At 38.2% G+C, this 19,646-nt stretch carries 18 protein-coding genes; 5 read left to right on the top strand and 13 right to left on the bottom strand.

What is annotated here, in order from left to right:
* Positions 1-689: 689 nt before the first annotated feature.
* The 13 genes from LI149_RS08620 to rpmH form a co-directional block, all read right to left on the bottom strand.
* Positions 690-1,565, bottom strand: a complete 876-nt coding sequence (locus LI149_RS08620) for a DUF3881 family protein (protein WP_227143223.1) — start codon at positions 1,563-1,565, stop codon at positions 690-692.
* Between the two features lie 2 nt (positions 1,566-1,567).
* Positions 1,568-2,854, bottom strand: a complete 1,287-nt coding sequence (serS, locus tag LI149_RS08615; RefSeq protein WP_005334710.1) for a serine--tRNA ligase — start codon at positions 2,852-2,854, stop codon at positions 1,568-1,570.
* Between the two features lie 14 nt (positions 2,855-2,868).
* A complete protein-coding gene (locus LI149_RS08610) occupies positions 2,869-3,408 on the bottom strand; it encodes a DUF4446 family protein (RefSeq protein ID WP_005334708.1) in 540 nt (179 codons plus the stop codon).
* Position 3,409: 1 nt separating this feature from the next.
* A complete protein-coding gene (locus LI149_RS08605) occupies positions 3,410-4,318 on the bottom strand; it encodes a ParB/RepB/Spo0J family partition protein (protein ID WP_029731690.1) in 909 nt (302 codons plus the stop codon).
* Between the two features lie 17 nt (positions 4,319-4,335).
* Positions 4,336-5,100, bottom strand: coding sequence for a ParA family protein (locus LI149_RS08600; protein WP_005334704.1), 765 nt, complete (start codon positions 5,098-5,100; stop codon positions 4,336-4,338).
* A gap of 937 nt (positions 5,101-6,037) precedes the next feature.
* On the bottom strand, positions 6,038-6,757 hold the full coding sequence (gene rsmG / locus LI149_RS08595; protein ID WP_227143222.1) for a 16S rRNA (guanine(527)-N(7))-methyltransferase RsmG: 720 nt from the start codon (positions 6,755-6,757) through the stop codon (positions 6,038-6,040).
* Positions 6,758-6,892: 135 nt separating this feature from the next.
* A complete protein-coding gene (gene mnmG, locus LI149_RS08590; RefSeq protein ID WP_227143221.1) occupies positions 6,893-8,815 on the bottom strand; it encodes a tRNA uridine-5-carboxymethylaminomethyl(34) synthesis enzyme MnmG in 1,923 nt (640 codons plus the stop codon).
* Positions 8,781-10,193, bottom strand: a complete 1,413-nt coding sequence (gene mnmE / locus LI149_RS08585; RefSeq protein WP_117606958.1) for a tRNA uridine-5-carboxymethylaminomethyl(34) synthesis GTPase MnmE — start codon at positions 10,191-10,193, stop codon at positions 8,781-8,783. Before mnmE ends, mnmG begins: the two co-directional genes overlap by 35 nt.
* 317 nt (positions 10,194-10,510) lie before the next feature.
* Entirely contained in the window at positions 10,511-11,392 is an 882-nt protein-coding gene (jag, locus tag LI149_RS08580; protein ID WP_227143220.1) for an RNA-binding cell elongation regulator Jag/EloR, read from the bottom strand.
* A gap of 14 nt (positions 11,393-11,406) precedes the next feature.
* Positions 11,407-12,468: a YidC/Oxa1 family membrane protein insertase gene (locus LI149_RS08575; RefSeq protein ID WP_227087068.1), complete on the bottom strand. Its 1,062-nt coding sequence runs from the start codon at positions 12,466-12,468 to the stop codon at positions 11,407-11,409.
* A gap of 33 nt (positions 12,469-12,501) precedes the next feature.
* Positions 12,502-12,714, bottom strand: a complete 213-nt coding sequence (yidD, locus tag LI149_RS08570; RefSeq protein ID WP_029731685.1) for a membrane protein insertion efficiency factor YidD — start codon at positions 12,712-12,714, stop codon at positions 12,502-12,504.
* Between the two features lie 7 nt (positions 12,715-12,721).
* A complete protein-coding gene (rnpA, locus tag LI149_RS08565; protein WP_227143219.1) occupies positions 12,722-13,060 on the bottom strand; it encodes a ribonuclease P protein component in 339 nt (112 codons plus the stop codon).
* 49 nt (positions 13,061-13,109) lie between these two features.
* Positions 13,110-13,244 (bottom strand): 50S ribosomal protein L34, encoded by a 135-nt coding sequence (gene rpmH, locus LI149_RS08560; protein WP_005334681.1) that lies wholly within the window; start codon positions 13,242-13,244, stop codon positions 13,110-13,112.
* A gap of 192 nt (positions 13,245-13,436) precedes the next feature.
* On the opposite strand from rpmH, the gene dnaA reads away from it, so the two are divergent.
* From dnaA to gyrB, 5 genes are all read left to right on the top strand, one after another.
* A complete protein-coding gene (gene dnaA / locus LI149_RS08555; RefSeq protein WP_005334678.1) occupies positions 13,437-14,825 on the top strand; it encodes a chromosomal replication initiator protein DnaA in 1,389 nt (462 codons plus the stop codon).
* A 340-nt stretch (positions 14,826-15,165) separates the two neighbouring features.
* Positions 15,166-16,275 carry a DNA polymerase III subunit beta gene (gene dnaN / locus LI149_RS08550; protein ID WP_022278627.1) on the top strand — a complete coding sequence of 370 codons (1,110 nt, stop codon included), beginning with the start codon at positions 15,166-15,168 and terminating at the stop codon, positions 16,273-16,275.
* 94 nt (positions 16,276-16,369) lie between these two features.
* The gene (locus LI149_RS08545) at positions 16,370-16,579 is read left to right on the top strand and encodes an RNA-binding S4 domain-containing protein (RefSeq protein ID WP_005334675.1); all 210 of its coding nucleotides are present in this window, start codon (positions 16,370-16,372) and stop codon (positions 16,577-16,579) included.
* Entirely contained in the window at positions 16,569-17,654 is a 1,086-nt protein-coding gene (gene recF, locus LI149_RS08540; RefSeq protein WP_227143218.1) for a DNA replication/repair protein RecF, read from the top strand. Before LI149_RS08545 ends, recF begins: the two co-directional genes overlap by 11 nt.
* A gap of 10 nt (positions 17,655-17,664) precedes the next feature.
* On the top strand, positions 17,665-19,596 hold the full coding sequence (gyrB, locus tag LI149_RS08535) for a DNA topoisomerase (ATP-hydrolyzing) subunit B (RefSeq protein WP_227143217.1): 1,932 nt from the start codon (positions 17,665-17,667) through the stop codon (positions 19,594-19,596).
* Positions 19,597-19,646: the final 50 nt, after the last annotated feature.

Here is a 19,646-nt window from a genome sequence, read left to right as displayed (position 1 = left end):
TTTATACCGGTTATCTTTTCTTCTCCGATTTATCTTTTTTATTCAATCTTCTTACCGGATTTTTATAATCTATGGTTAAGGCTTATTCTGTGGGAACTTCCATTTGCCATACCACCAACATATTGACTATTTATAGATTCTGAATTGTCCAACGGTTTAAGCCTCCTTCCTTTCTATTTCGTTCGTCCCTTTCTCGTCAGGACTTCTATCGATGATTCCTAAGGAATTATTCTATCAAATCTTCTTATACGAATTTCGATTTAACCTTTTGGGTTATTTTAGGTTATTCTATCTTAATCTAAAATTTGTTGATTTAATTTTCGATTTAATCTTTTCATGAAATTTTTTTACTGAACTTTTTTGGTTCTTCTTTATCATTTAATTTTTTTGATCATATCTTATATTAAATCTTTTTTGATTTGATATTTTGTTTTCCTTTGGATTGACTATATAATACCATCTAGGTTTTGTTTTGTCAATACTATTTATGATATTTATTTTAATTAATTTATAATTGTATTATTTTCATAGAATATTCTGTATATTTATATTTTATCAAGTTGTTTTCTGATGACGTTTCATGATTTTAGTGTGTGATACATAACCGTCTAATACACAAGAGAGCAGGTAATCCCCTGCTCTCTTGTTATCTTACATTTTCAGTCTTATAATCATCTTATAGTCAGATACTAATAATTAATATAGCCCTGAAGCCACATATTCGCCTTAAATCTACGTCCTACTGCCGGTTCCCCAAGAAGTCCCTGTCTCGGCACGCAAACGTCAAATACGAGGCCATTTACGTCTAATTTCATCACGTAAACATTTTCCCCTGTATACTCATTCACGATTTCATGGAGTTCCTGGATCTCACCTAATATGGAATATCGGTCACACTCCACACTATACGGCATAATGTATGTATCCACAATGCTGAATACGTCTTCCGTCACCAGTCGCCTTGACACCTTTGAGTAAGTATCAATGTCTTCCAGTGTGAGCGTCTCGATTGCATTGAGATCTCCGGATTTTGCAGCAGAGAGAAGCTGCATGCGGTTATACACCTCTTCTCTCTGTCGTTCTTTTTGTGAATGATCTTTCTTTACCGGCAGCAATATAGTCCCTGACTCGCATAATCCTGCAAGTGTTACAGATGTATAGTTCATCTTGTTACCGCTCAATTGCTTTTCCTTCAAATACTGTGGCACATTTTGCAGATAAAATATAATCGTAATTCCGATTTTTGCATCTTCACAGATTCCTACATAGGCCTCTCTGTCCATTCTGCGCTCAATCGTGATATCTGCATAGGACGTGATTCCTGTTCCAAGAAAATATGGATAATAATATCTTTTCGTAAAGTTATCCACAGAATCCATGTCTCCGCACAGACATATCCCCATTCCAGGTCCGAATTCCTTCTGATATTCACAAAAATCTAATTCTTCGTCCTGATATACAAGCTCATGACACGTATATTGCTGTTCTACTTTATCCAGTATCTCATATAATTCTTTTTTTGACTTCATGCTGCCAAATCCTATGGCATTCAGATATTGATGCATTTTTATTTCCTTTTGATTTCAGTCATACCACCCATATATGGACGAAGTACCTCTGGAATTCTTACAGAACCATCTGCCTGAAGATTGTTCTCCAGAAATGCAATCAGCATTCTTGGTGGTGCTACTACAGTATTATTCAGTGTGTTTGCAAAATATTTGTTTCCATCAGCGTCTTTTACACGGATTCCAAGTCTTCTTGCCTGAGCATCTCCAAGGTTAGAGCAGCTTCCGACCTCGAAGTATTTCTTCTGTCTTGGTGACCATGCCTCAACGTCACAGGATTTTACTTTCAGATCTGCCAGATCTCCAGAGCAGCACTCAAGTGTACGGACCGGGATATCCATAGAACGGAACAGATCTACTGTGTTCTGCCATAATTTGTCATACCACATCTTGCTCTCTTCCGGTTTACATACAACGATCATTTCCTGTTTCTCAAACTGGTGGATACGGTATACTCCTCTTTCCTCGATACCATGTGCTCCTTTTTCTTTACGGAAACATGGAGAATAACTTGTAAGTGTCTGTGGAAGCTGATCCTCTGTCAGCATTGTATCGATGAATTTACCAATCATGGAATGCTCACTTGTACCAATCAGATACAGGTCTTCACCCTCTATTTTGTACATCATGGCATCCATCTCTGCAAAGCTCATAACTCCTGTTACTACATTACTTCTGATCATAAATGGAGGAATGCAGTAAGTAAATCCTCTGTCGATCATGAAATCTCTTGCATAAGAAATAACTGCAGAATGAAGTCTTGCAATATCTCCCATAAGGTAATAGAATCCATTTCCGGCTACTTTTCCGGCACTTTCAAGGTCGATTCCATTAAAGCTTTCCATAATATCTGTATGATATGGAATTTCGTAATCAGGTACGACCGGCTCACCGAATTTTTCAATTTCAACGTTCTCGCTGTCGTCTTTTCCAATTGGTACAGAAGGATCGATAATATTTGGAATAATCATCATATTCTGTTTGATTTTAGCTTCTACTTCTTTTTCTTCTTTAGATAAAGCCTCTACTCGTTCTGCATTTTCCTGAACTTTTTTCTTTAACTCTTCTGCTTCTTCTTTCTTTCCCTGTGCCATACATGCACCAATCTGTTTGGAAATCTGATTCTTATCAGCACGAAGAGCCTCTACTTCCTGTTTAATCTCACGGTTTCTCTGATCTAATTCGATAACTTCATCAACCAGTGGCAGCTTATCATCCTGGAATTTATTTTTGATATTCTGTTTTACGACCTCCGGGTTATTTCTGACAAATTTGATATCTAACATCTCTCATATCCTCCTTATTTTTCAATAATCTCGCTTTTTTCAATCTTTTCTATATCATGGAAGATGGCTTTATCCAGTGCCTCTGCCTCTTCCTCAGCAAGCTCTACATAGCTTTCACCTTTTACGATTTCTTTCACATAAGTGTAACATCCTTCACGACTGTGCATTGCATTGATGATCCAGCCGCTGTCATTTCCATCCAGCATAGCAAGTGCAAAACTCAGTTTTCCACCCATCTCGTTAAATGCATCGTATTTTACAATTCCGACTTTCTGGTAATTTGTCTCTAATTTACGGTTTAACTCACGGATTTCTGTTCTGTTCTGCTTTGTAAACTTAAGAACCGCCTCTGCTTCCTCGAATTTATCTTTCAGACTCTGCTCAAGGGATTTTCCATCTTTCCCTTTCATAAATGTTGCATAGCTGTTTTTCAAACGATTGTATTTCATAGTTACATTTACATATAGTATAAACAAAACTACGAATAGAATCAGCATAAACAGGAAAATAAATGCTGGATCTATCCCCAGTGCATTCAGTATCTTGCTTTCCATATTATTCTTCCTTTCCAATGCTCATAATCATATCGAACATTCGTTCTAATTCCTCATCAGAATAGTATTCTATCTCTATTTTACCTTTTCCATTTCCTTTAGATGCTATACTAACTTTTGTACCCATAACTTCTTTCATTTTATTCGCAAGGTCTTTATAAATGAAATCATTTACGGTCTTTACTTTTTCTTTTGGCTTTTTCGGATTTTTGATTTCTTTTACAAGCTTTTCTGTATCACGTACACTTAATTTTTCATCAAATATCCGGTTTGCCAGATTATACTGTTCGTCCTTATCGTCAATTGCAAGTAATGCTCTTGCATGTCCGGTCGAGATCATGTCATCAATAATCATTTGCTGAACACGCTCGTCCAATTTCAGAAGTCGCATAGAGTTTGTGACTGCAGTTCTGCTTTTTGATACACGCTCGGCCACTTCATCCTGTTTCAGATTAAATTCTTCCAACAATCTCTTAAATGCCATTGCTTCTTCAATTGGATTTAAGTTTTCTCTCTGGATATTTTCAATTAAACCGATTTCTACTATTTCCTGTTCTGTATACTCTTTTACAATAACAGGGACTTCTTTGACTCCAGCCTGTTTGGCAGCTCTCCAACGTCTCTCTCCTGCAATAATCTCATAATAATCTTTATTCTTTCTTACAAGAAGCGGTTGCAGTACTCCGAATTGTTTGATTGAATCTGCCAGTTCAAGAATTGCATCTTCATCAAACTTTTTACGCGGTTGATCTCGATTCGGCTCAACCATATTGATTTTCATCATTTGAATGCCCGAACCTGACTCAGACTCCCTCTTTTCTTCAGCCGGCTCTTTTGCTAATGGCTTATTTGATTTCTCAGGAATCAGACTATCAAGTCCTTTTCCCAATCCTTTTTTCTTAACAGCCATGGGAACCTCCTTATTTTTTATTCTTCTCTTTCGATAACCTCATCAGCCAATCTCATATAGCTTTCTGCTCCTGTTGATTTTGGATCATACTTATTAATTGGCAATCCGTAACTTGGTGCCTCTGCCAGTCGAATATTTCTAGGAATTATAGTTTTATATATATTTTGTTGCAGATTGTCTTTTACATTCTCAACTACCTGAAGAGACAGATTCGTTCTGGCATCATACATCGTAAATACGACACCTTCTATTTCCAATTTTGAATTCAATCTGTCTTTTACTAATTCAACTGTATGTATTAACTGGCTGAGTCCTTCCAATGCATAGTACTCACACTGAATCGGTACAATAACAGAGTCTGCCGTAGTCATAGCATTAATCGTCAGCATACTCAAAGATGGTGGACAGTCTATAATTACAAAATCATACTGATCTTTTACCTGATCAATTGCATTTCTAAGAATATATTCTTTATCATCTACACCAATCAATTCAATTTCTGCTGCTGACAAATCAATACTGGTCGGAATAATATCAAGATTTTCAAGAACTTCTTTATTAATTACTTCTTTGATATCAACTTCTCCAATAATCAGTTCATAAATAGACTTCTCCACAGAATCTTTATCTACACCCAGGCCACTGGTGAGATTTCCCTGTGGATCCATATCAACAGCAAGAACCTTTTTCCCTTTTTCAGCAAGGCAAGCTGCAAGGTTGATAGATGTGGTAGTCTTACCAACTCCGCCTTTCTGATTAGCTACGGCAATAATTCTCCCCATATTATTAATTCACCTTTCATTCTACATTTCGTTACAAGTTATAGTATACCACAAATGTTTCACGTGAAACATAGTTTTTTGTCTGAATTTGTGAAAATAAGGATATAAGATTCAAGAATGCCTCGGCATTCTTGTTGCGAGGCGCGCGTCATGCAATTGCATGACATACTTCTACTATGCTCCCATTACTTTTATTCTCGTATCGAGAGTAATGAATCTGTGCTTTACTCTTTTTAATGTTTCACGTGAAACATATTATATATGTAAGAGCAGTGGCTGATATATAATAGAAAAAGGACTTTTTCAAACATAGGTTGTTTTTCATTTCATTGTGAGTATAGTGTTATATCAAAAATTACTGTCTGAGTCTCGTAGAGACGAGTTTGTTTTTGATATAATCATATACGACTTAACACTGAAAAGAAGTGAATATGCTTATCTTCACTTCTTTTCAATGTTTCACGTGAAACATATTTATATAAAAAAAGTTCTGGATATGAAATAAAAAAAGAGTTCTCAAACATATGTTGTTTTTTTAATCCAATACAAGTATAGTGTTATATCAAAAATTATCGTCTGAGTCTCTTTGAGACGAATTTAATTTTGATATAATTTATACAACGCACTAATGAATTAAGATGGACGTTCTTATCTTCACTTCTTTTCATGTTTCACGTGAAACATTCTTATATATAAGTAGTGACTACAATATATAAGAGAAAAAGGACTTTTTCAAACATAGGTTGTTTTTCAATTCATTGCGAGTATAGTTTTATATCAAAAATTATTGTCTGAGTCTCTTTGAGACGAGTTTAATTTTTGATATAATAATATACGACGCAGCAATGAATTGAAATGACCTGTTTGAGAAAGTCCTTTTTCTATTTACTATTACTATTATACTTTTATATAATGTTTCACGTGAAACATCTCAATCTTATAATGGTTCTTTCGCCGGCAAGCCTGCTTTTCGTGGATATTTCTTTGCAGTATTCTTGTTCTTCTTTATTTTTACAAATGATCTTCCGATATCTGTATCTGGCAACTGGAATTTTACCACTTCTTCGATTTTTCCGCCTAATATCTGTACTGCTTTTTTTGAGTTGTTTAACTCTTCATCAATTTCTCCGGATTTATAAGGTATAAAACATCCACCTACTTTTACATAAGGAAGACAATATTCTGATAAAGTCGCCAGATTTGCTACTGCACGGGAAACACACAGATCATATTGTTCACGGTAATCATCTTTCTTCGAAAAGTCCTCTGCTCTTCCGTGTATTGTTTCTATATTTTCCAGCTCAAGTTCATCTATAACAGCATTTAAGAACTTAATTCGCTTGTTCAATGAATCTAATAATGTGATTTTTATCTCTGGAAATACTATTTTTAGTGGAATACCAGGAAATCCTGCTCCAGTTCCTACGTCAATAATAGACGTTACATTATCAAATCCATTTACTTTCACAATAGACAAGCTATCCACAAAATGTTTCATAACTACCTCATCATATTCTGTAATTCCTGTGAGGTTCATAACCTTATTCCATTCTACAAGCATTTCATAGAATTTGATGAACTGAGATACCTGTTTATTTGTAAGTTCTACAGATATCATTTTCATATTTTCGATTAATCTCTGTTCTTTATTTTTCATATCTGTTCCTAACTATTTTCATTCTTCTATATTCTTCTATTTATCCATATTAATTCAGTTCTTCATATATTAATTTAAAAATATTCTCGGCATTCTTTTTGCAAAATACGCACAATATACTGATCTCGAATTATTTTACCTGCCGCCTAGATATACAAGTAATACAGATATATCTGCAGGTGATACTCCGGAAATTCTAGAAGCTTGTCCAATAGAAACCGGACGGAATTCTTTTAATTTTTGAACTGCTTCGATTCTAAGACTCTTCACCTGATCATAATCTATATTTTCTGGTATTTTCTTATTTTCAAGTTTTTTGAACTGTTCTACCTGTTTTTTCTGGCGTTTAATATATCCATCATATTTAATTGATATATTTACCTGCTCAGAGACTTCTTCTGACAAATCTTTTGGAAATTCCGGTCTTGCCTCATCGATTGTAGCAAGTACCTGATAAGTTAATTCCGGTCTTCTGATAAGTTCTGCCAGTGAAATTCCGGAATTTAACGGTGTGCTTTGGTACTGCGCAAGTAAATTCTGAACCTTTTCACTTGTTCCTACATGCACATGCTCCACACGTGATACTTCTTCTTCAATCAGTTTTTCTTTTAATTTTAACCGGTCATATCTATCCTGTGAAATTAATCCGATCTCGTATCCTATCTCCGTCAGTCTTTGATCTGCATTATCTTGTCTTAGAAGTAACCGGTATTCTGCTCTGGATGTCATCATACGATATGGTTCATGACTTTCTTTTGTCACCAGATCATCAATCAAAACGCCAATATATGCCTGAGATCGATCCAGTACAACTGCTTCTTTTTTCTGAAGCTTTCTTGCTGCATTGATACCTGCAATCAATCCCTGGCATGCAGCTTCTTCATAACCGGAACTTCCATTGAACTGTCCTCCGCTAAATAACCCTTCAATCTCTCTGAATTCCAGTGATGGCTTTAACTGTCTTGCATCTATACAATCGTACTCAATTGCATATGCATTTCTTACAATCTTGGCATGTTCCAGACCTGCAACAGATCTATACATATCATACTGGACATCCTCCGGTAAAGAACTGGACATCCCTCCGATGTACATTTCATTTGTATCAATTCCCTCAGGCTCTATAAATACCTGATGTCTGTTCTTGTCCGCAAATCTTACTACTTTATCCTCAATAGATGGACAATATCTCGGTCCTGTTCCTTCTATCATTCCGGAATATAATGGAGAACGATCCAGATTATTACGGATAATCTCATGTGTCTTTTCGTTAGTGTAGGTTAACCAGCATGGCACCTGGTCAATCTGAATATCATCCGGATTAGTGGTAAATGAAAATGGTGTGATTCTTTCATCACCATACTGCGCTTCCATTTTACTGAAATCTATAGATCTTTTATCGATTCTTGCCGGAGTTCCCGTCTTAAAACGGTACATGTTAATTCCAAGATTCTTCAAACATTCTGTCAGATGATTTGCAGCCTGCAAACCATTCGGACCGGTTGCATTACTGACCTCACCATATACACATCTCGCACGGAGATATGTTCCGGTACACAATACGACTGCTTTTACTCGATATATACCCCCAGAGAGTATCTGAACACCAATTACTTTTTTCTTCCCACTTTCACAGACTTCTTCAGTCAGGATATTTACCACTTCCGTCTGTCTGACATCCAGATTTTCCTGGTTTTCCAGCACTCTCCTCATTGTTCTGCTGTACTGTTCCTTATCTGCCTGGGCACGCAGTGAATGTACTGCCGGTCCTTTTGATTGATTCAACATCTTTGACTGAATAAATGTCTTATCAATGACCTTGCCCATCTCACCGCCAAGAGCGTCAACTTCTTTGACAAGATGTCCTTTTGAACTTCCTCCAATATTCGGATTACAAGGCATCATGGCAATACTCTCCACGCTGACGGTAAATACTACTGTCTTAAATCCCATTCTTGCAGCCGCCAGAGCTGCCTCACAGCCTGCATGTCCTGCTCCAATTACTGCAATATCATATTCGTCTTTATTTTCCCATACAGAATTTGCTGAATATTTCATTGACCAAATCTTCTCCTATCGTCTCTCCGGTTATACTTCCAAGTTCTTCGTAGGCATCCATCAGATCAATAGAATAAAAATCTTCCGGCATACCCATATCTATGCTTTCTTTTACCTTTTTTAATGCCTCATAAGCATTGTTCAATGCTGTTTTATGTCGCACATTTGTAATATAAATTTCATCGTTAAAAGATATTTTTCCTTCAAAAAACATCTCTTTCAATGTCTGTTCCAATTCACCGATTCCCTGCCCGTTTTTCGCAGATATCTCTATAATTGCAGGAAAAATATCACAACTTTCTAACTGATTAATCTCGGAATATTTCTTCTTTATCTCGTCTTTTCCAAGAATTGTATTAAGATCCGCTTTATTTAACAGAATAATAGCTTTTCTGCCATAGATCATACGCATAATATCATCGTCATTCTCATCCAGTGGCGCTGAAGCATCAATGACATACATGATAAGGTCGGCATCCTTTGCATTTTCCTTTGCACGGTCTACACCAATCTTCTCTACCACATCCTCGGTATCACGGATTCCTGCTGTGTCTACGATATTTAATGAGATTCCCTGCAGATTCATATGCTCTTCCAGTACATCTCTCGTTGTTCCGGCAATCTCAGTTACAATTGCACGCTCTTCACCTAATAACACATTTAACAGGGAAGATTTTCCGGCATTTGGCTTTCCTACGATGACTGTCTTAATTCCTTCTTTGATCATTCTTCCATCATCACAAGTGGATAATAAATGTTTCAAGCTCTTCATATGATCTTCCACGACAACTTCAAGCTTCTCGCCATAACCGTCCACACTGATGTGTTCCGGATCGTCTAGTGCTGTCTCGATAAATGCTGTATGATACAGAATTTCTTCACGTATTTTTTGGATCTCTTTTTTAATATTCCCCTTCAACTGGCTGACGGAACTTCGAAGTGCATACTCATTTTTTGAAGAAATGAGATCTCCTACCGCCTCTGCCTGGGACAGATCCATCTTTCCATTTAAAAATGCGCGCTTTGTAAATTCGCCTGGATCTGCAGGTCTTGCGCCATATTTTATCACCGTCTCCAAAATTCTTCGCACAACATACACACCACCATGGCAATTGATTTCCACAGTATCTTCTCCTGTATAGCTGTGCGGTCCACGCATCAGCATCACAAGCACTTCATCAATCGTATCTTCTCCGTCTACAATATACCCGTAGTGAATGGTATGCGTAGGCTGTTTTGACAGCTTTTTTTCATTTTTCCCTTTATATATGCGCTCTGCAATCTCGACAGCTTCTTCTCCACTCATTCTGACAATTCCAATTCCGGAATTACTCATGGCGGTAGATATGGCTGCGATTGTGCCAGACTCATTTCTCATTCTATATCCTCCCTGTTATTTTCACCTGTACACATGATGCCTTACGAACTGCTTCGTGCTGTGCACTCTCGCACTTCTTTACCTCATTAAAGAATGCCTCGGCATTCTTGCTGCGAGGTGTGCTTCATGCAATTGCATGACATACTTCTACTGCGCACCTCTGCAAGTCTACACTCCGTTTCGGTCGGCGCAAAACCATTGTCCACCGGACAATGTGCGCCCTGCCGGAGGCTATATCGTAGAATTATCCTGGCATCATTATTTTATTGTACAAAAAAGCAGAGGTTTTTTAAACCCCTGCTTTGTAATTTTATCTTCTATTTGTCGTATTTCTCGTAATTATGAGAGCCACCGGATCTTCTTGCCAGTGTTACAACGACTTTTCTGTATGGCTCTTCACCTTCACTGTGTGTAGATACAGCCGGATCAGACTGCAGTGCTGAGTGAATGATTCTTCTCTCATATGGATTCATTGGCTCAAGTGCAACTGTTCTTCTTGTTCTCTTTACCTTGCTTGCAATGTTCTTTGCAAGATTCTCAAGAGTCTCTTTTCTTCTTCTTCTATAATCCTCTGTGTCAAGTTTTACACGAACGTATCCATCCTGCATCTTGTTAGCTACACGATTGGTAAGATACTGAAGAGAATCCAGTGTCTGTCCTCTCTTACCGATCAGGATACCCATGTTCTTACCTTCCATAGTGATGCTCAGTGCACCTTCCTCATCAACTGTAGAAGTAACCTTTACCTCTTCCATATTCATGGCATTCAGAACATCTTCTACAAATTTCTCACAAGCTTCAATTGTAGCCGGCTCAACTTTTGCAAGTTCTGTCTCTTCTCTTACTTCTTTTTTCGGAGCTTTTTTGAAATCTTTCTCTTTCTTATGCTCTTTCTTAAATTCATTCTTAGTCTCAGTTTTTACTGGTTCTTTTTTCTCTGCATGCTCTGTCTTCTCAACTTTTGCTGCCTTCTCGACCTCTACAGGTTTCTCTTCTTTTTTCTCAGCTTTTACTTCGACTACAGGCTCTTCTTTTCTGCGGGCTTTGATAACGGCCTGTTTTCTACCGAATCCAAGGAAACCATCGCTTCCTTTTTCGATAACTTCATAATCAAGACGATCACTTGTTACTTCTAACTGAACTAACGCTTCTGTAATCGCATCATCAAGATTCTTTGCTGTTACAGTAATGTAATCCATGAATATATGCCCCCTTACTTATTCTCATTAAAATTCTTAACCATGTTGGCTTTTGAAGCAAGACTTCCCGGTTTCGCATTTGCTCTTGCTTTTTCGAGCTTTTCTTCTCTTTCTATATCAGACATAGAAGAACTCTTTGTTGCAGAAGATTTGATGCTCTTTGTATTTGTCTGAGCCATAGCGTTGATCTTCTCTGCTTTTTCGCCACGTTTTTCTTTCTTCTTCTGCGCTTTTTCTTTATTCTTCTCGATCATGTCATCCACTGATATCTTACTGAGATGTTTGTTGATAAATACCTGCTGAACCATACGTACGATTGCACTGACGATCCAGTAGATACCGATACCAGTCGGTAATGTAAATACCATAACCAGTGAGAACAGAGGCATTGTCATATTCATAGTTCTCATTGTTGCTGCTGTCGGGTCATCTTTATCTGCCGGTCTGTTAGAACCATTTACTGCCATAGACAGTTTCATATTCAGATACTGTGTAAATGCAGATAATACCGGAAGTAAAATTGCTGTGATAACCAGCGCTGCCGCTGAATATCCCATTGTCTCTCCGCTTTTTGCCATGCTAAGCATGTTACCCGGAGTGATTGTCATATCCGGAATTGTGAGAAACTTATTTGCCTGAGCTGTAATATTTGGTACGTAATCAGAAATTCTGTAAATGACCGGATACAATGCGAACAAAAACGGCATCTGGATCAGTAACGGAAGGCATCCTCCCATCATGGATACGCCATACTTGTCATACACCTGCTGTATCTCTTCCTGCTGTTTCAGCATTGAAGCCTGATCTTTTTTGTTCTTGTACTTCTTCTGGATAGCCATGACTTCCGGCTGTACAACGGCCTGCATCTTAGATGATCTCTGCTGATTAATTGTCATCGGCAGCATCAGGGTATATACAAGAATCGTATACAGGATAATAGATATACCAACCAGACCGGTGTCACTTGGAAGTGCGCTATCTAACATCGTATAGATAAAATTCATGACTTTACCTAATACCCAGCAGATCTGTCCGACAATCGGCCAATTTGCTGCACTTAGTAAACTTCCTACCATCTCTTTTTCCTCCATCGGATTTTGTAATTCTTTTTAAGGAACAGGGTCATATCCTCCTTTTGAAAAAGGATTGCAACGCAAGATTCTCCAGGCAGCAAGAAGACCTCCCTTAAAGGCCCCGTACTTTTCAATTGCTTCTATCGCATATCTGGAACAGGTCGGATAATACTTACAGGAAGAATATCCCTTTGCTCCTGATAAATACTTTTGATAGAATCTGATGATACCAAGCAGAATCTTTTTCATCACGCAATTACCCCTTATATATATTATGAAGACGTGCCAGGTGGATCAGTGCGCTCTCTATGTCGCGGTAATTCTTACCCTTAGCTGCACCTCTTGCGATAACTATGATATCGCGCCCACTGCTGAACATGTCTTCTTGTAGCCGGTAACTCTCTCGGATCAACCTAGTTAATCGGTGTCTTACGATACTGTTTCCCACTTTTTTACTTACAGATATTCCCAATCGATTACCTTCCGTCTGATTCTCCAGTACATACATGACAAGATACTTGTTCGCATAAGAACTTCCTTTTTTATATACATGTTGAAAATCCTTATGTTTTTTCAATGATTCGGAATATTTCATGCTTTAATCTCCTATTTTTTGAAAGAAGAAAAGGCCACATATATGCGGCCTACGCTGATAATTTTTTTCTTCCTTTTGCTCTTCTTGCTGCAAGTACTTTTCTTCCGCCTGCAGTACTCATTCTTGATCTGAAACCATGTACTTTAGATCTTTGTCTCTTTTTTGGCTGGAATGTCATTTTCATAGATATCCACCTCCTTATATTTTTCCAAGGGTTGCCCCATATTTTTTCTTAAGACATCAGCTTTGATTATATAAAAAAAATCTTGATACGTCAAGCATTACCGATGATTTTCTTTACTTTTTAATTGCTTAAATACATATTTTGATGTAAAATAGATAAAGAGTAGACTTGGGAAGTAGGAGTTTGTTTAAAATGAACGAAGTGAAAGAAAAATGGCCTGAGATCATCGAACATTTACGAGTGGAACACGAGCTGCTGAATGTATCCTTTAATACGTGGATAAAGCCGCTGAAAGTTTACGATGTCATTGATGACACTGCTTATATTCTTGTGAACAAGGATTCCAGTGTTGAATACATCGATAAGAAGTACCGTCTCCCACTCATGGTATGTATTGCTGAGATTACAGGCAAAGAGTACGAGATACAGTTTGTATCGGAAGATGACGATAAACTGAATGAAATTCATAATGCATCTATTGATAACGGTCAAAAGAAAAAGACGAAGTCCTTAGCAGAGAAAGCAGGGCTGAATCCAAAATATACTTTTGATACTTTTGTTGTAGGCGGAAATAACAACTTCGCTCATGCAGCTTCACTGGCCGTTGCCGAATCTCCCGGTGAAGTGTACAACCCTCTCTTTTTATATGGAGGTGTTGGACTTGGAAAAACCCATTTGATGCATTCCATTGCACACTTCATTTTGGACAAGAATCCGAAGAAAAAAGTATTATATGTAACCAGTGAGACGTTCACCAACGAACTGATTGATGCCCTGAGGAATGGTAAAACAGCCGGTAATGAATCTGCCATGCTGAACTTCCGTGATAAATACAGGAACATTGATGTTCTGTTGATTGACGATATCCAGTTTATAATAGGTAAAGAAAGTACTCAGGAAGAGTTCTTCCATACTTTCAATCACCTTCATACACTTGGAAAACAGATCATAATCTCCAGTGATAAACCTCCGAAAGATATCGAGACACTGGAATCCAGACTCCGCACACGTTTTGAGTGGGGTCTCATTGCTGATATCTCATCTCCGGATTATGAGACACGTATGGCAATTCTCCAGAAGAAGATTGAACTGGATCATCTGGAAAAATATAACATTAAGAATGATGTACTGGACTATATTGCAGCCAACGTCAAATCTAACATCCGTGAGCTGGAAGGTTCTCTGAATAAACTCATTGCCCTCTATAAGCTCAACAACAATAATAATCCGATTGATATTGCTCTTGCAGCAGAAGCATTAAAAGATATTATTTCTTCTGATAATAGAAGAGAAGTTACTCCGGAACTGATACTTGATATCGTTGCGGATCATTTTGGTATCACCGTTGCTGACCTTAAAAGCAAAAAACGTGATTCGGAGATTGCCGTTCCACGTCAGATCTGTATGTATCTGATGCGTACTATGACTGATACTGCCCTGAAAGGAATTGGTGCAGTTCTTGGAGGTAAAGACCACTCTACTGTCAAATATGGAGTAGAAAAGATCGCCAAGGATATCGAATCAGATGAGATGATGGCGAATACAATCAATATAATAAAGAAGAAAATCAACCCGGCTTAGGATTTTCCATATAGTTACCCACAATTTATCCACATTATCCACATTTTTGGATACTTGTGTGGATATTATGTGGACAGTGCGTGGAAAATCCTCCGATTTATTTGGATATGGTGTGGAGAAGTGATTTTTTGTCTATTTTTCCAAAAAGCAACAAAAATGTTTTCCAAAGCAGTTCCACACATTTTCCAGTTTAATTTCACAGACTTATCAAAGCGCGAAACGCCTGAGTTTACTGGGCGCGCAGGGGTTTTCCTCTTATCCACAGCCCCTAAGGCGAATAAGGCGGAAAAAATTTATTTATTTCTATATATGCGTAACGTGGGAAAGGAGTTTTACACATATGAAAATCGTATGTAACAAATCAGACCTTGTAAAAGGAGTTAATATTGTTTCTAAAGCTGTTCCTGGAAAAACAACAATGCCAATATTGGAATGTATCTTAATTGATGCAACTACTGACATTATTAAGTTGACTGCCAACGATATGGAACTTGGCATCCAGACAGAAATTGCAGGTGAGATCATTGATCGTGGTATGATTGCCATTGACGCAAAGATTTTTTCTGAAATTGTTAGAAAACTTCCGGATAATGAAGTTTCTATAGAAACTGATGACAGACTTCAGACAACTATTGTGTGTGAAAAAGCAAAATTTGATATTTCCGGAAAACCTGGCAATGAATTTGCTTATCTTCCAATTATTGAGAAAGATGATTCTATAGCAATTTCACAGTTTACTTTGAAAGAAGTAATTCGCCAGACTATCTTTTCTATTGCTGATACAGAAAGCAACAAATTAATGACCGGAGAATTATTTGAAATAAAAGATAATGTTTTAAGAGTTGCATCTTTGGATGGACATCGAATTTCTATCCGTAAAATTGAATTGAAAAATCCAGTAAGTGATTATAAGATGGTTGTACCTGGTAAAACTTTAATTGAAATTAGCAAAATTTTATCCGGAGAAGCTGAGAGTATGGTTGAAATTTCTTATACAAATAACCATATTGTGTTTGAATTTGACAATACAATCGTTGTTTCCAGACTTATTGAAGGCGATTATTTTAAAATTGATCAGATGCTGTCCAGTGATTACGATACAAAAGTAAGAATTAACAAAAAAGAATTCTTAAATTGTATCGACCGCGCAACACTTCTCATCAAAGAAGGAGATAAAAAACCGATCATCATTGACATCCAGGATGAAATGATGGAGTTAAAAATCAAATCTCAGATTGGATCCATGAATGAAGAGATTATGATTTCCAAGGATGGAAAAGATCTTCTGATCGGATTCAATCCGAAATTCCTGATTGATGCACTGCGTGTTATTGATGATGAAGAGGTTACACTTTATCTGATGAATGCAAAAGCACCTTGCTTCATCAAGGATGAGACAGAAAGCTATATTTATCTTATCCTTCCTGTAAACTTTAATGCAAATGTATAACGAGTGCATAATTATACGAAAATACTAATATTATTCATAAAAATGCATGGATAATTATACATTTATTCATTTTTTAAAATATAAAGGAGCGACTATGGAAACAATCAAATTGCGTGATGAATTTATAAAGCTTGGGCAGGCATTAAAAGCAGCCGGTCTTGTTGAATCGGGCGTTGAGGCAAAAGAAGTCATCCAGGACGGACAGGTGTCTGTAAATGGAGAAATTGATACTCGCCGTGGAAGAAAATTATACGGCGGGGATGTTGTATCATTTGGCGGAGAAGAAATCAAAATTGAAGATTAAATCTTTGAAACTGAAAAATTTTAGAAACTACGAACTTTTGAATCTGGAATTTGATGGCAGCACCAACATTTTCTACGGGGATAATGCCCAGGGAAAGACGAATATTCTGGAGGCTGTCTATCTGTCCGGGACGACGAAGTCCCACAGAGGGAGCAAAGACCGGGATATGATCCGGTTCGGGGCAGAGGAATCACACATTGAAGTAATTGTTGAAAAACGCGGGATTCAGGATCAGATTGACATGCATCTGAAGAAGAACCGGCCGAAAGGTGTTGCTATTAATAAGATTCCGATACGCAAAGCCGGAGAATTATTTGGCATTGTAAATCTCGTATTTTTTTCACCGGAAGATCTGAACATTATAAAAAATGGTCCGGCGGGAAGAAGAAAGTTCATAGATTTAGAGCTGTCACAGCTTGATAAAGTATATTTTAATCATTTATCCAATTACAGTCGGATCGTAAATCAGAGAAATCATTTACTAAAAGACAGTGCATACCGGCAAGATGCAATGGAGACTCTGGACATCTGGGATCTCCAGCTTGTTCAGTATGGCAATGCGATCATTGCGAGGAGGAAACAATTTGTTGACGAAATGAACAAAATTGTTTCCGGAATACATAAGAAACTGACTGGCGGTAAGGAAGAAATCCGTCTGATTTACGAACCGAGTACGAAAAACATGTCTCTTGAGCAGGCTCTTGAGATGAACAGACAGCGAGATATCAGGATGAAGAGTACTTCGGTAGGGCCTCATCGAGACGACGTCTGTTTTATGGTCGGGAATCTGGACATCCGGAGATTCGGATCCCAGGGACAGCAAAGGACCGCAGCATTGTCATTGAAACTGGCAGAAATCGAGCTGGTGAAAAGAGTGATCGGAGACACACCGGTTCTGTTACTTGACGATGTGTTGTCTGAACTTGACAAACACAGGCAAAACTATTTATTAGACAGTATTCATGATATACAGACACTCATTACCTGTACAGGAGTGGATGAATTTGTAAATCATAGATTTGAAGTCAATAAAGTATTTCATGTCCAGAACGGACAAGTGATAAAGGAAAACTAGGAGGATTAGCATGGCTACAGAAAAGGTACAGCACGAATATGGCGCAGACGAAATTCAGATACTGGAAGGACTGGAAGCTGTAAGAAAGCGTCCGGGAATGTATATTGGAAGTACCTCATCAAGAGGTCTTCATCATCTGGTATATGAGATTGTTGATAATGCGGTTGATGAGGCGTTGGCAGGATTCTGTGATACCATTCACGTAACGATCAATCCGGATAATTCCGTAACTGTCACAGATAATGGACGTGGAATTCCGGTCGGAATCAACCATAAATCCGGACTTCCTGCAGTAGAAGTCGTATTTACGGTGCTTCATGCCGGTGGTAAATTCGGTGGTGGAGGATACAAAGTATCCGGAGGACTTCACGGAGTAGGTGCATCTGTTGTAAATGCACTTTCTGTATGGCTGGAAGTTGAGATCTGCCACGAAGGAAAAGTATACAAACAACGTTATGAGCGAGGCAAAGTTGTTCAGAAACTGGAAGTGATCGGAGACTGTGAGCCGGGCAAGACCGGAACAAAAGTTACATTCCTTCCGGATGGAGAGATTTTTGAGACAACGGTATTTGAATATAATATTTTACAGCAGAGATTCCGTGAGATGGCATTCCTGACAAAAGGACTGAAGATCGTACTTCGCGATGACAGACCACAAGAGCCGATTGAGAAGACTTTCCACTACGAAGGTGGAATCAAAGAATTTGTTGAGTATCTGAACCGCAGTACGACTCCGCTTTACGAGCAGATCATTTACTGTGAGGGAATCGTCAACAATGTATCTGTTGAAGTTGCAATGCAGCACAATGATTCCTACAATGAGAACAGCTACGGATTTGTAAATAATATTACGACTCCGGAAGGCGGAACTCATATTGTCGGATTTAGAAATGCGTTAACAAAGACATTTAATGATTACGCAAGAAAGAATAAACTTTTAAAAGATAATGAGCCGAACCTGACAGGTGAGGATATCCGTGAGGGACTGACTGCAATTATCAGTGTCAAGATCGAGGATCCTCAATTCGAAGGTCAGACAAAGCAGAAACTTGGAAACAGTGAGGCAAGAGGAGCAGTTGATAATGTTGTCAGTGAACAGCTTCAGATTTTCCTGGAACAGAATCCTCAGGTCGCTAAAGTAACAGTTGAGAAGTCTGTGATGGCACAGCGTGCGAGAGAGGCTGCAAGAAAAGCGAGAGATCTGACAAGAAGGAAATCAGCCCTTGATGGTATGTCACTTCCTGGTAAGCTTGCAGACTGTTCTGACAAGAATCCGGAAAAATGCGAAATCTACATCGTAGAGGGAGACTCCGCCGGTGGTTCCGCAAAGACAGCCAGAGACCGTGCAACACAGGCCATCCTTCCACTTCGTGGTAAGATCCTCAATGTTGAGAAGGCAAGACTAGATCGAATTTATGGAAATGCGGAGATCAAAGCCATGATCACGGCATTTGGAACCGGAATCCATGAAGACTTTGATATCAGCAAATTACGTTATCACAAGATCATCATCATGACCGATGCCGACGTGGATGGAGCACATATCAGTACACTGCTTCTGACATTTATGTACAGATTTATGCCAGATCTGATCAAAGAAGGATACGTGTATCTGGCACAGCCGCCACTTTATAAGCTCGAAAGAAATAAAAAAGTTTGGTATGCATACAGCGACGAAGAACTTGACAGCATTTTGCAGGAAGTTGGGCGTGATAACAATAATAAAATTCAGCGTTACAAAGGTCTTGGAGAGATGGATGCAGAGCAGCTTTGGGATACCACTATGGATCCGGAGCACCGCGTACTCCTTCGTGTCACAATGGATGATGAGACAGCAAGCGAGCTGGATCTCACATTTACAACACTGATGGGAGATAAGGTAGAGCCAAGACGTGAGTTCATCGAAGAAAATGCACAGTATGTACAGAATCTTGACATTTAAACCTGACATTTAAATATCAGCGAAATGTTTTCGCTTTGCAGAAAGGAAAA

It is taken from the genome of Dorea sp. 210702-DFI.3.17 (assembly GCF_020560825.1).
Classification (GTDB): Bacteria; Bacillota; Clostridia; order Lachnospirales; family Lachnospiraceae; genus Dorea; species Dorea formicigenerans.
This window is presented reverse-complemented; position numbering and strand designations above follow the sequence as displayed.